Origin of the sequence: Pricia mediterranea, assembly GCF_032248455.1 — a bacterium.
In the GTDB taxonomy this organism is placed as follows: domain Bacteria; phylum Bacteroidota; class Bacteroidia; order Flavobacteriales; family Flavobacteriaceae; genus Pricia; species Pricia mediterranea.
The window spans coordinates 3,815,978-3,829,713 of sequence record NZ_JAVTTP010000001.1; the positions used below are offsets into that span (position 1 = coordinate 3,815,978).

Here is a 13,736-nt window from a genome sequence, read left to right on the forward strand (position 1 = left end):
AGACATGGTAAAACAGTTCCACCCAATAGTAATTGTACTGTGCGCCACGGTTTTCGCAGTAGGATCCCTATCCGCGCAGGAATGGGGGAACACCGAGCAAAGCAATGACGCATCCAGACATCTTGACTCGATCATCAAAACAGTACAGGAATTTAAACCCTATGACGAAAAAGAGTATCCCTTGGGAAGATACGAGGCGGATTTGGAACGCAGGAAGTCCGAATTTGCACAAAAACAGTTACAGCGGCTTGATTCTATTTCCATGGCAAAGCTCTCCGAAACCGAGGCAATTTCTTTGGAACTGTTGCGATTTGTGCTTCAGGATAGAATACATCGGTATAAATTTCAGATGTACTTGAACCCGATTTTGGCCGATTCGGGCTTTCACCTGAACCTAAATTATCGAATTCAGCCGATTCTCTCGTATGAGGATGCCCGGAACTATTTGGACGTGCTGAACGCGATCCCCCGTTATACCGAGCAGCAACTCGTCCTTATCCGGGAGGGATTGCAAAATGGCATGTCCCAGCCCAAGGTAATTTTCAAGGGATACGAATCCACTTACGACCAGCACATTGTATCCGACTTTAAGCAAAGTGAGTTCTACGTCCCCTTCGAAAACCTTCCAAATACGATGACCGGAAAGCAAAAAGATTCGGTGCTCACCGCTGCCCGTACGGCCGTTGAGGAAAGCGTGGTTCCATCCTTTAAAAAAATAAAATCCTTTTTTGAAGAGGAATACGTCCCCAATACCCGGGAGACCTTGGGCGTCTCAGAAACCCCCGAGGGAAAGGAATATTATCAGAACCGAATCAATTTTTACACCACCACGACGGAGTATACTGCCGATGACATTCACAACATTGGCTTACGGGAAGTGGCCCGCATAAAAGCCGAAATGGAGGCGATTATCGAGGAGGTAGGTTTTGAAGGGGATTTCGCGGAATTCCTCAAATTTCTTCGTACAGATAAGCGATTTTACCCTAAAACGGGTAAAGCATTGTTGCAAGAGGCACGGGATATCGCCAAGCGTATCGACGCCGAACTGCCCAAATATTTCAAGACGTTGCCCCGAAGACCGTACGGTGTCAAGAAGGTCGCCGATGCCATCGCCCCCAAATATACCGCAGGTCGTTATTCTGGTCCAAGTAGCGAGACAGAGCCCGGATGGTATCTGGTCAACACCTATAAACTGGACAGCCGGACCCTTTATACTCTGCCCGCGCTTACCGCCCATGAAGCCGTGCCGGGTCATCATCTGCAGGGATCGCTGAACCGGGAACTGGGCGATAGCATTCCCAAATTCCGTAAAAACATGTACCTGTCCGCCTATGGCGAGGGTTGGGCGCTGTACACCGAATTCTTGGCCGATGAAATGGGGATTTACACTACCCCCTACGAGCAATTCGGTAAACTCACCTACGAAATGTGGCGCGCTTGCCGGTTGGTGGTCGATACCGGCATCCACGCCAAAGGCTGGACGCGGGAGCAGGTGGTGGACTATATGTTGTCGAATACGGCACTTTCCGAACATGAGGTAAATACCGAGACCGATCGTTATATCTCTTGGCCAGGGCAGGCGATAACGTATAAAATGGGGGAGCTAAAGATTCGGGAACTTCGAAAAAAGGCCCAAGATGCTCTCGGCCCCAAGTTCGATATCCGGCAGTTCCATGAGATCATCCTGGAACAGGGTACGGTAACCTTGCCTATTTTAGAACGTCGGGTCAATGCGTACATTGAATCGGAACGCGATGCCTAAACACACCTTTGTCTGTATCGACGCCCATACCGCGGGCAATCCCGTGCGGGTCGTCGCTCGGGGCGGTCCGAAGCTGCAGGGCGCGGATATGAGCGAAAAAAGGCAGCATTTCTTAAGGGAATACGATTGGATCAGAACCGGCTTGATGTGCGAGCCAAGGGGACACGATATGATGAGCGGTAGTATATTTTACCCGCCTACCGACCCTGATAACGATTTTGGCATCCTTTTTATCGAGACCAGCGGCTGCCTGCCTATGTGCGGTCACGGTACGATAGGTTCGATCACTATTGGCATCGAAGAAGGATTGCTGCATCCAAAATCCTCCGGAAGGATCCGAATGGAAGCTCCTGCGGGCCTAGTGCTGATCGACTACGAAATGAAGGGAGAGCAGGTGGACCGTGTAACCCTGACCAACGTAAAATCGTATTTGGCGGCCACGGAACTTAGCGTGCAGAGCTCCGATTTGGGCGAGCTGGTCTTCGACGTGGCCTACGGCGGTAATTATTACGCCATTTTCGATGTGCAAAAAAACTTTTCGGGCATCAACAATTTTTCCGCTGGAAAACTGATCCATTTTAGTCAGGAAATCCGTGAGAAGATCAACCGGAAATATCGGAATAGGTTTATCCATCCCGAAGACGCTACCATTAGGGACGTGACCCACCTCATGTGGACCGGGCAACCGATCTCTCCCTTGGCCACGGCACGGAATGCGGTTTTTTACGGGGATAAGGCAATCGATCGATCACCATGTGGTACCGGTACCTCCGCACGGATGGCGCAATGGCATGCCAAGGGAAAACTGAAAATGGGAGACGAGTTTATCCATGAAAGCTATATAGGTTCACAGTTTACCGGAAGAGTAGAGGAGGAGTGCGATTTGGTCGGGATACCCGCCATTGTACCCAGTATTCGGGGATGGGCCAAGATTTATGGTCATAACACCATTACCATTGACGACGACGATCCGTATGCGCACGGGTTTCAGGTGATTTGAACTGATTTACGAGAAAATGTACTAATGAAACAAAACTAATGTAGTAATGAGACAATAGGTTAATGCGCCAATCGAATAATGTGGATGGACGATTAAGACAGGTTGACATTTTATTCTTTAAACCGGCCCATCTTCAAATTGCCAAGTCGATCAACATTAAAACCCATAGTTATATTCTCACATTGCAAAATCGCTACATTAAAAACATTGTTACATTTACAAATTAGAACATTGATACATTGAAAATCATTATCATCGGCGGTGGGATAGTAGGGCTAAGCTCCGCTTATTTTTTACAAAAGGAAGGGCATCAGGTCACGGTCATCGATAAATCCGACATTTCCTCCGGGGCATCTTTCGTCAATGCGGGCTTTCTGACCCCCAGCCACATCATTCCGATGGCATCGCCCGGCAAAATCGCGCAGGGTATCAAATGGATGTTCGATTCTTCTAGTCCCTTTTACATCAGGCCCCGATGGGATATCGACTTCTTCAAATGGTCGTGGTACTTCCACCGATCCTCCAATCGGGCGAAGGTTGAAAAAGCCATTCCCGTAATCAGGGATATTAATCTCTTAAGCCGTGATCTCTTTGAGGATATCAAGGCATCCGGCGATTTGGGGGATTTCCAATTGGAGCGCAAAGGTCTTTTGATGCTCTACAAAACCGAGGCCGCCTACGAAAAGGAAAAAAAGGTGGCGGACCGGCTCAGTTCACTGGGACTGGAGGTCGCCGATCTGGATGCATCCGAACTAAAAAAAATCGAACCCGATACTGAGATCGATGCCAAGGGCGCCATCCATTATATCTGCGACGGCCATACCACCCCGACGGAACTGATGCCAAAACTTGTGGCGTATCTGAGAAGGGCCGGTGTCGACATCAAAACGAACGAAGAGGTGCTTGACCTCGCTGTATGCAACGGCCAAATTGCCCAAGTTGAAACCTCAAAAGGCAGCTATACGGCCGATGAAATCGTACTTGCCGCGGGGTCTTGGAGTGGCATCCTATCCAAAAAACTTGATATTTCGCTGCCTCTACAGCCCGGAAAGGGCTATCGGATCAACGTTTCGCGACCTACGGGAATTAGCATGCCCGCCATTTTGATGGAAGCCAATATGGCCGTAACTCCGATGCGGGGCTTTACCCGTTTTGCCGGTACGATGGAGTTCTCGGGCATCAACGCTACCATCCGTAAAGAAAGGGTGCTGGCAATAGCCCACGGTGCTAAAAATTACTACCCCGATCTCGAAATTACTTCGGAAGAAATCGCCGATGCCCGAACCGGAATGCGCCCCGTTTCCCCCGATGGGCTCCCTTATATCGGAAAAAGCAAGAACATCGAAAACCTGACATTCGCCACCGGTCACGCCATGATGGGATGGAGCCTTGGCCCCGCTACGGGAAAATTGGTCTCTGAAATTATCCATAGAGAGAAAACTTCAATGGACATTTCGGCCTTTGCGCCAGGGAGGAGGTTTTGACGTTTTGTCTTGCGTTAGCTGCTAAGCCGGTCTTCGATACCCTATGGTTTTGTTGCCAGCTTTCCATCTTCACCTTATTTTTATACTCCATCAGCCCTGTAGTCCTAAGTTTCCATCAAATAGCGTTTATTCTTAGCGTTAAGACCTGATTTCCCATTCCTCCCGCAGGATTCCATAACAACAGGTATTTCTTTTGAAACCGTCGAGCATATAGACGTTCTTTCGCAAAATGCCCTCCAATTTCGCTCCCAATTTTTCAACGGCTTTTCGGGAGCGGAGGTTTCGCTCGTCGATACGGAACTCCACCTTTTCAAATCCCATTGCGCTAAATGCATGGTCGAGCATCAAATGTTTCATATGTGTATTGAGAGTGCTTCCCTGAAACTCCCTCCCGATCCAAGTGGAGCCGATATGCAGCACCTTGTTCTTCCGGTCAATGTGCATATACCGGGTCGAACCGGCATAAGTTTCCCGTTTCTTGTCGTAAATGATAAATGGAATGGCAGTTTCTTGACGCTGTGCTTCCAGAGCCATTTGTACGTAACCCTGCAAGGCCTCGGGCGTCTCAATATCCGAAGGAGAATACTGGACGAGCTTTTCCTGGGAAGCAACGGGAATAAGGTGCCGGTAATTCTCCAAAGTCAAGGGGGAGAGTCTGACGGCCATGTCCTCCAAAATGATCGGACCATCGCTCATAGCAAGCCGTGTATCAGTTCCCGTTTCACTTCGTGTCCCCCTTCAAAGATAATCTGCTCCGCTTTCCCGCCAAAGAGTCTTTCGATTTTTTCGGATTCCGCTTTTCGGCGCTCTTCGTTTACGTATTTGTCGTTATCGCCGACGATCGCAGTCACTTTGGTGCCATTTTTTAGCAAAAATTCGAAGTCCGAAGCTTCAAGTTCATTCGGGACCCCCCCTGCATACAGCACCAATTGGGCGCAATTGATCTGCCTTCTTGCCACCCAACGGGTGGCAATGGAGACCCCCTGTGAAAAGCCCAAAACGATGAGGTTGCACGTGTTCGGTATTTTTTCGGCGGCCATTACAGCATCCAAATAGGAGAGAGCGTTTTCCATTTCCTGCTGGGTCTTTTCCTTGGTCAACCAACTCGCGCCGACGTGAGTGTAGGCCGAACTGAGGTAATATTTCGAAGGCGCTTGTGGGGCGATGATATAATTTTTATCGGAGGGGAGTTCCCCAAAATAGTTGATAAAGTAACGGCTCAGATATCCGAGGCCGTGCATCACGACCCACACGTGCTCGGTGTTTTCCGATAGGGTGTTCAAGGTGGAATAGGAATTGGTGCTAGAATAGGTTACTGTATTTTCCGGAGGAGTCATAGTTTTGCGTTTTATTCCGAATTCACCTTGACCCGCTGTGGGTTGCCGAATCACACGACTTTTGCGTGGGACAAACAAAACTCCAAAGAGGTTCAAGGTGAATTTCGTTTTAGTATGGTTAATTTTGGACGGATGCGTCGCTACCGCGTTAAATTGTACATTCGTTAAAGTGGATGTGTGCAAAATTCAAAAATAGAGTTTATGGACGACTACAAAGAAAAAATACTCAAGGTCTGCAACGATTCTTCAAAAAACACCCTGATGGAAACCCTTCACATCGAATATACCGATGTGGGAACTGACTTTCTGATCGGAAAGATGCCCGTGTCCCCCAAGGTCCATCAGCCGGACGGGGTGCTCCATGGGGGTGCCATGGTGGCCTTGGCCGAAAGCGTGGGGAGTATGGCTTCGTACATCTTTCTCGATGCCCAGAAATTTGCCATCCGGGGCATCGAGATCGCGGCCAACCACATTAAAAGTGTCCGCGATGGTGAGGTCTTCGCCAAAGCCACGATACTTCATAAAGGCCGTACCACCCAGTTGTGGGATATCAGGATCACCGACGCCCAAGATAAGCTGATATCCGTTTGTAAATTGACTACCATCGCCCTTCCCAAAAAATAAGATGCCGTTGGATTTTCTTGAACGTATCGACATCCATTACCGCAAGCAGCTTCCCTTTGTGGCCTACAGCAAGCCTGGTGAAGATAGGGTCCAGGCCATTTTGCAGAAGGATGATACCCTGCATCGGCTCAAATCGTATAGGGACACTGGATTTATTCTTGCCCCTTTCGCGGCCGGTCATTCGACCATTCTTACCGTTCCGGATGATCTATTGGAGGCTTCGACACGTAAACTTCCGCCTCTTGCCCCGAAACCGGATGGCAGCGTGCCGCCCACCACCCTAAGGGATAAGTCATTGCATGTAAAACTCGTAAAAAAAGGGGTAGAGGAAATAAAGAAGGGAATCGTAAAAAAAGTAGTTCTTTCTAGACGGATGGAAGTCGAGTCGGATGCGCAGCCGTTGGATTTATTCCAAAAGCTGTTGACCAATTACCCGACGGCTTTTTGCTACCTCTGGTACCATCCTAAAGTGGGACTTTGGCTGGGCGCCACCCCTGAAATCCTGCTCCGCCTCCAAAACGGACGCTTGACGACGATGTCCCTCGCAGGAACCCAAAAATTTACCGGTAACGCTACGCCCGAATGGGGAGAAAAGGAACTGGAGGAACAACAAATGGTAACCGACTACATTCTCGACGCACTGGAAGGTTCCGTGGAGAGACTCACCCTGTCGAACACCGAAACCGCCCGTGCAGGGGGACTGCTGCATTTGCGCACCAAGATTACCGGACGGGTTGCGGAGGGCGAGCTGGGCAACATCGTACATGCATTGCATCCCACCCCGGCGGTCTGTGGTCTGCCCAAACAAAATGCCTTTGATTTTATAGTCCGGAACGAGGCCTATGACCGGGAGTACTACACCGGTTATCTGGGCGAACTGAACCTCAAGACGGTAAAACAACGAAGCTCCCGCCGAAAAAATCAGGAAAATCAGGCCTATCGTGCCATTGCAAAAACAACAACGCTGTACGTCAACTTGCGCTGTATGCAAATTAAAGACGATACAGCCTTTATCTACGTAGGCGGAGGCATTACCAAAGATTCCGACGCAGAAAGGGAATGGGAAGAAATTGTGGCCAAGAGTACCACCATGACGCAGGTTTTGTGATTTTTATTCGATAGTCATAATTCTTTGGACGTTAGCCGGGAGGCTGGCCGCATGGCGGGTGGGAGGAGACGATTGACGGGTGACCGAAGACAGCCAGATGGTGGGGAGCGACGAAATGAGAAACGCATGACGCACCACGGACAGCCGGCAATTAGAAACCGCCAATCACAAACCAAAACCGCCCACCGACAACGAACAACCGACAACGAGCGACACGAAAAACTTGGCCAGAAATATCGGAAAAACCTGCATTGGAACTTGTACTTTTGCAGCCATGAGACACTCCAGTATTCCCTCGGCACAGTTGATCGTGCAGCACTGTAAGGCCAAACAGATCAAGAACGTCATTATCTCCCCCGGATCTCGAAACGCCCCGTTGACCATCGATTTTACCGAAGACCCCTATTTCTCTTGCTTCAGTGTCATCGATGAGCGCAGTGCCGCCTTCTTTGCCTTGGGTATTGCGCAACACTTGTGCCAACCCGTGGCTGTGGTCTGTACTTCGGGCAGTGCGCTGCTGAACTACTATCCGGCAGTAGCCGAAGCCTTTTACAGTGGACTCCCCCTCGTGGTAATTTCTGCAGATCGACCCGTCTATAAAATAGATGTCGGAGACGGACAGACCATCCGTCAAGACGACGTTTTCCATCGGCATATCGGATATTCGACCAACTTAAAGCAAGATGTCGTCCACGCCACGGAGCGCATCGAGCTATACGCCCCGGAATGGCTGCAAGGTAATTCGGAAGAGGCGTCGCAAACCCGAATTCAACAACATAACGATAGGGAGTTGAATACGGCCCTGAACGTGGCTCTCAAAATAAAACTTCCGGTACATATCAACGTTCCTTTCGAAGAACCGCTATACGATACCGCCCGAAAACCCGCCGCTGTACCGTTGGTGGTTCCGGCGAAAAAGGAGGAAGTCGACGAAATTTCCGATATCGGAAATTTCGTCGACTTGTGGAATGCCGCTGAACGGAAAATGGTATTGGTCGGGGTCAATCCACCTCATGCCGTGGAACAGCAATTTTTAGACCAGCTGGCGGAAGACCCCTCGGTCATCGTTTTCACCGAGACCACATCCAATCTTCATCATCCCCGTTTTTTTACGAGTATCGACAGCGTTTTGGCACCCATCGAAAAGCGGGATAATCGCGATACGGTGTTTCAAAGATTACGTCCAGAAATTTTATTGACCTTTGGCGGACTAGTAGTTTCGAAAAAGATAAAGGCTTTTTTACGCAAGTATAAACCCCGGCATCATTGGCATATCGACCCCTTAAAGGCCTACGATACGTTTTTTTCGCTCAACCATCATTTTAAGATGGCAGCTAATCTGTTTTTCCTACAATTCCTACGGAAAACAAAACCTGTGCAAAGCGAATATTATTCGTATTCGAACAGCATAAGAAATGCCTATGTTGCAAAGCGTAAAGCCTACCTAGAGCGCATCCCGTTTTCGGATATGTCGGTCTTTAAGCATATTTTGCCGGGTATCCCTGAAGGATATCAGTTGCATCTGGCAAACAGTTCAACGGTACGCTACGGGCAGTTGTTCGATCTGCATCCTTCGTTACATGTATTTTGCAACCGGGGGACCAGCGGGATAGACGGTAGCGTCTCGACCGCGGTAGGGAGCTCGATCTATGCCGAAAATCCCACGGTGTTGATAACTGGGGACCTGAGTTTCTTTTATGACAGCAACGGACTATGGAACAATTATCTTCGGCCCGATTTCCGGATTATCCTCATCAACAACAACGGTGGCGGCATATTTAGGATACTGCCCGGGAAAGAGGAAACCGAAAACTTTGAGCGTTTTTTCGAGACGGCCCATCAGCGTGATGTCGAATTATTGAGCCGGCAATTCGGATTCGAATATCTGTCCGCTTCCGATGAGAATGGCTTGACGGGAATGCTGTCCGGATTTTATGAGCCATCACCACATCCGAAACTACTTGAGGTACATACGCCCAGAACAATGAACGACAAAATTTTGCTCGGTTATTTTGATTTTATATCTTCGATTAAATACTGAACTCGTCTTAAGCTCTTTTTTTTCATCTACGATTCGCATATTTTGTGTCCTAATTTAATCTTTTGAGTACCATAGCTACTGCTATACTACTCAAAAGAGCCTTCACTAGAATACGAAAGCCGCAAATCTCGGTATCGAACATGGGCTCGAGACGAGTTTATTAACAATCAACCGAATATTATGAGTAAACAAGACGAATTGATCGAAAAGTACGCTGCCGACATTAAGGAGAAATTTGGTGAAGAACCCGACATGGACCTGCTGACAAAGGTGACCAAGGGACTGGGACCGGCAATCTATAACGTCGATGCCTCGAAGGTCTCCGCCGGCGACGATCAAGAATTGGAAACCGTCAAGAGAAACTACCTGATAAAAAAGTTGGGAATGGACGATGACCCCAAATTAATGGATGCGGTTAAATCCGTGCTGGATACCTATGGTTCCGCCAACAGAAACAAACACAGGGCTGTGGTCTATTATATGCTTTGTAAGCACTTTAACAAGGCCTCCATCTATTAAGGCCGGCCATAGTATTGTAAACGCTTGTCCGCCTATTCACTTAATTGTTTTATATAACCTAAGACTGCACGACACAATAGGTAAAACTATCGGTTTTTCCCATGAATGGGCCGATTTTTCAATAATCTTTAGTTCTTCGTCCTAAGTCCTACAGAATTACGTTGGGTTTATGACGCTAATTGGATAAGCATATTGAAGTCGTTTAGACATTCTCTTTTACCTACATATTCCATATTTTGCGGCCTAATTTTGTCTTTTTATCGCCCCGCAGCTATGGCTATGCTGCTCAAAAAAGCCTTCATTAGGGCACAAAAGCCTCCCGAAAGCTTTCGGGACCGGTTACGAACAAAAAGTCCAAACGAGTTCATTACAATAAAAGACCGCTTGCAATCGTAAGCGGTTTTTTTATCCCTTATCTTTGCAAACATGATAGAACTCGGAAATTACAATAAGTTGGAGGTGTTACGTGACACAAGCGTAGGGCTATTTTTGGGAAGTGACACGGGCGTAGAGATTTTATTGCCGATCAAGTATATTCCCAAAGATACCGAGATAGGCGATATGCTGAAGGTGTTTTGTTATCTCGATTATGAGGAAAGGCCGATAGCTACGACCTTGACCCCTACCGTCATTCGTCATAAATTCGGATTCCTACAGGTTGCGGAAGTGAATAATTTCGGGGCATTTATGGACTGGGGACTCGAAAAGCATCTTTTAGTACCCTTTAGCGAGCAGCGCGAAAAAATGAAGGAAGGGCAGTGGTACGTGGTACGTTGCTATCTAGACGAGGTCTCGTTCCGGTTGGTCGCTTCAAATAAACTCGATAAGTTTCTAAGTAACGACGACCTTACAGTAAGGGAACGGGAGGAGGTTCAGATACTCTTTACGAGAATGACCGATCTGGGCTGGGAGGTCATCATTAACCACGTACACAAAGGTTTGGTGTACCACAATGAAATTTTCAAAAAAGTAGCGGTGGGCGACTTTTCCAAAGGGTACGTCAAGAATATCCGTCCCGATAACAAAATCGATGTATCGCTGCAGCCTCTGGGAGAAAAGATTTTGGAACCGGCCGCGAACAAAATCTTCGAGCGGTTGACAGCCCATGGCGGATTTTTGCCGTTGCACGACAAGTCAGATCCCAAACAGATCAAAAAGGAACTGCAAATGAGCAAAAAGACCTTCAAGAAAGGTATTGGTACCCTCTACCGGGAACGCAAAATCGAGATTGAAAAAAATGGTATACGAAAAGTCTGAAAACCAATATTGTACATGCCTTTAACTTCATGTTAAGTTCCATACACTACACAAATAGCTATTTTCGCAACATTTTCAGTATGTATTTCATCGATCTTGTGGTATTTTGATTAACTTTAAACCAAAAGCAAAGAATAATTTTTTAACAGCCCAAAAACCAAAGAATGCCCTTTATAGAAGAAAGCGATCTTTTAGAATTGCACAAGGATATCGATAAGGCGCAGATCATCAACGAACGCCTTCTCCATCAAATAAAGTTCAAGAACAAGGAGATAAGGAGAAATAAATTTCAACGCAATGCCCTCGGGGGCATTACAGTACTTTTTCTCCTGGGTACGCTCACCATATTTTCTTTCACTGCCGGTAGAAGTGTTTCCAATAATTATGAGAGTCCGAGTAATCTGTTGGTCTCCATCGATAGTTTGGATGCCATTAAATCGCGCATAGATAATTTGAAGCAGCAAAACGAAGAACTTAGCTTGGTCAAGGAATTTTATTTGGCCAAGGAATTCCTGCAAAAAGAAAAGATATATTCGGTTCAGGTGAAGTCCTTTGTCGAAAATAATATGACCTTGGCCTCGGAGGCCTTGACCAATACCATGTTCGTCAAGAATAATCCCTTTTACACCTATTCCCTAGGTAATTTTGAAACGCTAAAGGAAGCTCAAACCTTTCGAGAGCAATTGGTCGATCTTGGATTCGAGGACGCATTTGTGGCATCCTACAAAGATGGAAAACGGGTTCAAATAGAAGACGCGCAATAATTGGAGCTGCCACGCAAAATCAAACCTTGGCTCCATGCGGCAAGGTTAAGAACCCTACCGCTATCCATATCCGGCGTTTTGGTAGGTACCGGACTCGCCAATTATTATGGGGAGGCCGATACGCTGATTTTTATTCTTTCCATTTGTACCACCATAGGTTTACAGGTGACCTCTAATTTCGCCAACGACTACGGCGACGGGGTACGGGGTACCGACAACGAAGACCGCATAGGCCCAAAAAGAGCCTTACAAAGCGGTTTGCTTACCCCTAAGAAGCTGAAAAAGGGAATTCTGGTCTCAGTTGTAATCGATGTCCTGTTGGTCGTCTCCCTGATTTACGTCGCGTTCGGTCCTCAAAACCTACTCTTTTCGGCCGTTTTTTTGATTCTTGGCGCGGCGGGCATCTGGGCGTCCTTAAAATATACCATCGGTAGATCGGCCTACGGGTACAGGGGGTTGGGTGACCTATTCGTACTGCTGTTTTTCGGATGGGTAGCTGTACTTGGGTCTATGTTTTTATATACCGAAGCGCTAACACCTCTGGCAACATTACCCGCCACGGCTATCGGTTTGCTAAGTGTCGGAGTGTTGAACCTGAATAATTTGAGGGATGTCTTTTCCGACAAAAAGGCTGGAAAGAATACCTTGGCGGTTTATATGGGATTTGAAAATGCCAAAATATACCATTATCTCCTCCTGATTTCTGCTTTTACCTGCACGATTTTATTTCTAAATATCCAATTTGGTAAATGGCCCTTAAGCTATCTACCCCTTTTGGCTTTTATACCAATATTCTTTCATCTGATTCGGATTTATCGCACAACTTTACCCCAATCAATTGATTCGGAATTGAAGAAACTGGCCTTGAGCACATTCTTTTTGGCAGTGCTCATGTACATCATTTGTAATATTTTTTCGTAATTTTAGTAATTATTATCAACTAAACCCCACCAATTTTGGAACAGCCCATCAAAATACTTATCGTTGAAGACAATGTAATTATCGCCGATGATATGCAGTCGATGCTTGAGGAAATCGGCTATGAAATCGTCGATAACGTTATCGTTTACGAACAGGCGGAAGAAGTTTTGAAGAACCAACATGTCGATTTGGTTCTTATTGATATCATTCTGGCCTCTGACAAAACCGGTATCGACCTAGGAAAACATATCCGAAAAAATTACGACATACCGTTTATTTTCGTGACTTCGAATTCCGATAGGGCGACCGTTGAAAACGCAAAATCCGTAAAGCCAAACGGTTATTTGGTAAAGCCTTTCGAACAGCAAGACCTGTATACATCCATTGAAATTGCACTGTCCAATTTTACACGTTCCGATAAATCCGGAAGTGCCTCCAGTCCGGACGCGGATGAAGGAGTAGCTATGTCGAACACAGTATTGAAAGACTCCATTTTTGTAAAAAAGCAACACCTTTATTACCGTATTCAATTTAGCGATATCCGTTTTATCAAGGCGGATAACGTGTATTTAGAGGTAAACACGATAGATAAGAAATTTCTGGTGCGTTCCCCGTTAAAGGATTACCTGGAAAAACTACCTAAAAATAAGTTTTACAGGGCCCATAAGTCCTACATTGTCAATGTGGATCACATCGATGCCATTAATTCAAGGGATATCATGATTAAGGATACGCTAATCCCTATATCCAAGGATTTCAAGGAATTTATTATCTCCGCCATGAACTCCTAGCTAGGTATTCGATCCAATAACATCCAGGATTTCAAATCTTCTCTTTTGATCAACCACGGGGGCGGTGTTTACAATGTTTCCTTTCTTGCAATTTTTTTTGTTTGAAAAGCGCACTCAAGATTCAAGGA

General features: G+C 46.8%; 13 protein-coding genes. 11 read left to right on the forward strand and 2 right to left on the reverse strand.

Annotated elements, in window-relative coordinates:
• Positions 1-4: 4 nt before the first annotated feature.
• The 3 genes from RQM65_RS15805 to RQM65_RS15815 all read left to right on the forward strand — a co-directional run bounded on the left by RQM65_RS15805 (position 5) and on the right by RQM65_RS15815 (position 4,246).
• Positions 5-1,762, forward strand: a complete 1,758-nt coding sequence (locus RQM65_RS15805) for a DUF885 domain-containing protein (protein WP_314016387.1) — start codon at positions 5-7, stop codon at positions 1,760-1,762.
• Positions 1,755-2,762 carry a 4-hydroxyproline epimerase gene (locus tag RQM65_RS15810; protein WP_314016847.1) on the forward strand — a complete coding sequence of 336 codons (1,008 nt, stop codon included), beginning with the start codon at positions 1,755-1,757 and terminating at the stop codon, positions 2,760-2,762. Before RQM65_RS15805 ends, RQM65_RS15810 begins: the two co-directional genes overlap by 8 nt.
• Before the next feature lie 239 nt (positions 2,763-3,001).
• Entirely contained in the window at positions 3,002-4,246 is a 1,245-nt protein-coding gene (locus tag RQM65_RS15815) for an NAD(P)/FAD-dependent oxidoreductase (RefSeq protein ID WP_314016388.1), read from the forward strand.
• Between the two features lie 138 nt (positions 4,247-4,384).
• On the opposite strand, the gene RQM65_RS15820 is transcribed toward RQM65_RS15815, so the two are convergent.
• Positions 4,385-4,942: a GNAT family N-acetyltransferase gene (locus tag RQM65_RS15820; RefSeq protein WP_314016389.1), complete on the reverse strand. Its 558-nt coding sequence runs from the start codon at positions 4,940-4,942 to the stop codon at positions 4,385-4,387.
• A complete protein-coding gene (locus RQM65_RS15825; protein ID WP_314016390.1) occupies positions 4,939-5,583 on the reverse strand; it encodes an alpha/beta hydrolase in 645 nt (214 codons plus the stop codon). Before RQM65_RS15825 ends, RQM65_RS15820 begins: the two co-directional genes overlap by 4 nt.
• 201 nt (positions 5,584-5,784) lie before the next feature.
• On the opposite strand from RQM65_RS15825, the gene RQM65_RS15830 reads away from it, so the two are divergent.
• The 8 genes from RQM65_RS15830 to RQM65_RS15865 all read left to right on the forward strand — a co-directional run bounded on the left by RQM65_RS15830 (position 5,785) and on the right by RQM65_RS15865 (position 13,608).
• Positions 5,785-6,207, forward strand: coding sequence for a PaaI family thioesterase (locus tag RQM65_RS15830; protein ID WP_314016391.1), 423 nt, complete (start codon positions 5,785-5,787; stop codon positions 6,205-6,207).
• Positions 6,208-6,214: 7 nt separating this feature from the next.
• Complete coding sequence (locus RQM65_RS15835; protein WP_314016392.1) at positions 6,215-7,315, forward strand: chorismate-binding protein; 1,101 nt, start codon at positions 6,215-6,217, stop codon at positions 7,313-7,315.
• Positions 7,316-7,589: 274 nt separating this feature from the next.
• Positions 7,590-9,356 carry a 2-succinyl-5-enolpyruvyl-6-hydroxy-3-cyclohexene-1-carboxylic-acid synthase gene (gene menD / locus RQM65_RS15840; RefSeq protein WP_314016393.1) on the forward strand — a complete coding sequence of 589 codons (1,767 nt, stop codon included), beginning with the start codon at positions 7,590-7,592 and terminating at the stop codon, positions 9,354-9,356.
• Positions 9,357-9,536: 180 nt separating this feature from the next.
• Positions 9,537-9,875 (forward strand): DUF2853 family protein, encoded by a 339-nt coding sequence (locus RQM65_RS15845; protein ID WP_314016394.1) that lies wholly within the window; start codon positions 9,537-9,539, stop codon positions 9,873-9,875.
• A 426-nt stretch (positions 9,876-10,301) separates the two neighbouring features.
• On the forward strand, positions 10,302-11,132 hold the full coding sequence (locus RQM65_RS15850) for a CvfB family protein (protein ID WP_314016395.1): 831 nt from the start codon (positions 10,302-10,304) through the stop codon (positions 11,130-11,132).
• 164 nt (positions 11,133-11,296) lie between these two features.
• On the forward strand, positions 11,297-11,896 hold the full coding sequence (locus RQM65_RS15855) for an SPOR domain-containing protein (RefSeq protein ID WP_314016396.1): 600 nt from the start codon (positions 11,297-11,299) through the stop codon (positions 11,894-11,896).
• Positions 11,897-12,817, forward strand: a complete 921-nt coding sequence (gene menA, locus RQM65_RS15860) for a 1,4-dihydroxy-2-naphthoate octaprenyltransferase (RefSeq protein ID WP_314016397.1) — start codon at positions 11,897-11,899, stop codon at positions 12,815-12,817.
• 35 nt (positions 12,818-12,852) lie between these two features.
• Complete coding sequence (locus RQM65_RS15865; protein WP_314016398.1) at positions 12,853-13,608, forward strand: LytR/AlgR family response regulator transcription factor; 756 nt, start codon at positions 12,853-12,855, stop codon at positions 13,606-13,608.
• Positions 13,609-13,736 lie beyond the last annotated feature (128 nt).

Coding starts and splice junctions, on each gene's coding strand:
- RQM65_RS15830 (WP_314016391.1), top strand. CDS start 5,785: ATGGACGACTACAAAGAAAAAATACTCAAGGTCTGCAACGATTCTTCA.
- RQM65_RS15855 (WP_314016396.1), top strand. CDS start 11,297: ATGCCCTTTATAGAAGAAAGCGATCTTTTAGAATTGCACAAGGATATC.
- RQM65_RS15850 (WP_314016395.1), top strand. CDS start 10,302: ATGATAGAACTCGGAAATTACAATAAGTTGGAGGTGTTACGTGACACA.
- menD (WP_314016393.1), top strand. CDS start 7,590: ATGAGACACTCCAGTATTCCCTCGGCACAGTTGATCGTGCAGCACTGT.
- RQM65_RS15810 (WP_314016847.1), top strand. CDS start 1,755: ATGCCTAAACACACCTTTGTCTGTATCGACGCCCATACCGCGGGCAAT.
- RQM65_RS15845 (WP_314016394.1), top strand. CDS start 9,537: ATGAGTAAACAAGACGAATTGATCGAAAAGTACGCTGCCGACATTAAG.
- RQM65_RS15825 (WP_314016390.1), bottom strand. CDS start 5,583: ATGACTCCTCCGGAAAATACAGTAACCTATTCTAGCACCAATTCCTAT.
- RQM65_RS15820 (WP_314016389.1), bottom strand. CDS start 4,942: ATGAGCGATGGTCCGATCATTTTGGAGGACATGGCCGTCAGACTCTCC.
- RQM65_RS15805 (WP_314016387.1), top strand. CDS start 5: ATGGTAAAACAGTTCCACCCAATAGTAATTGTACTGTGCGCCACGGTT.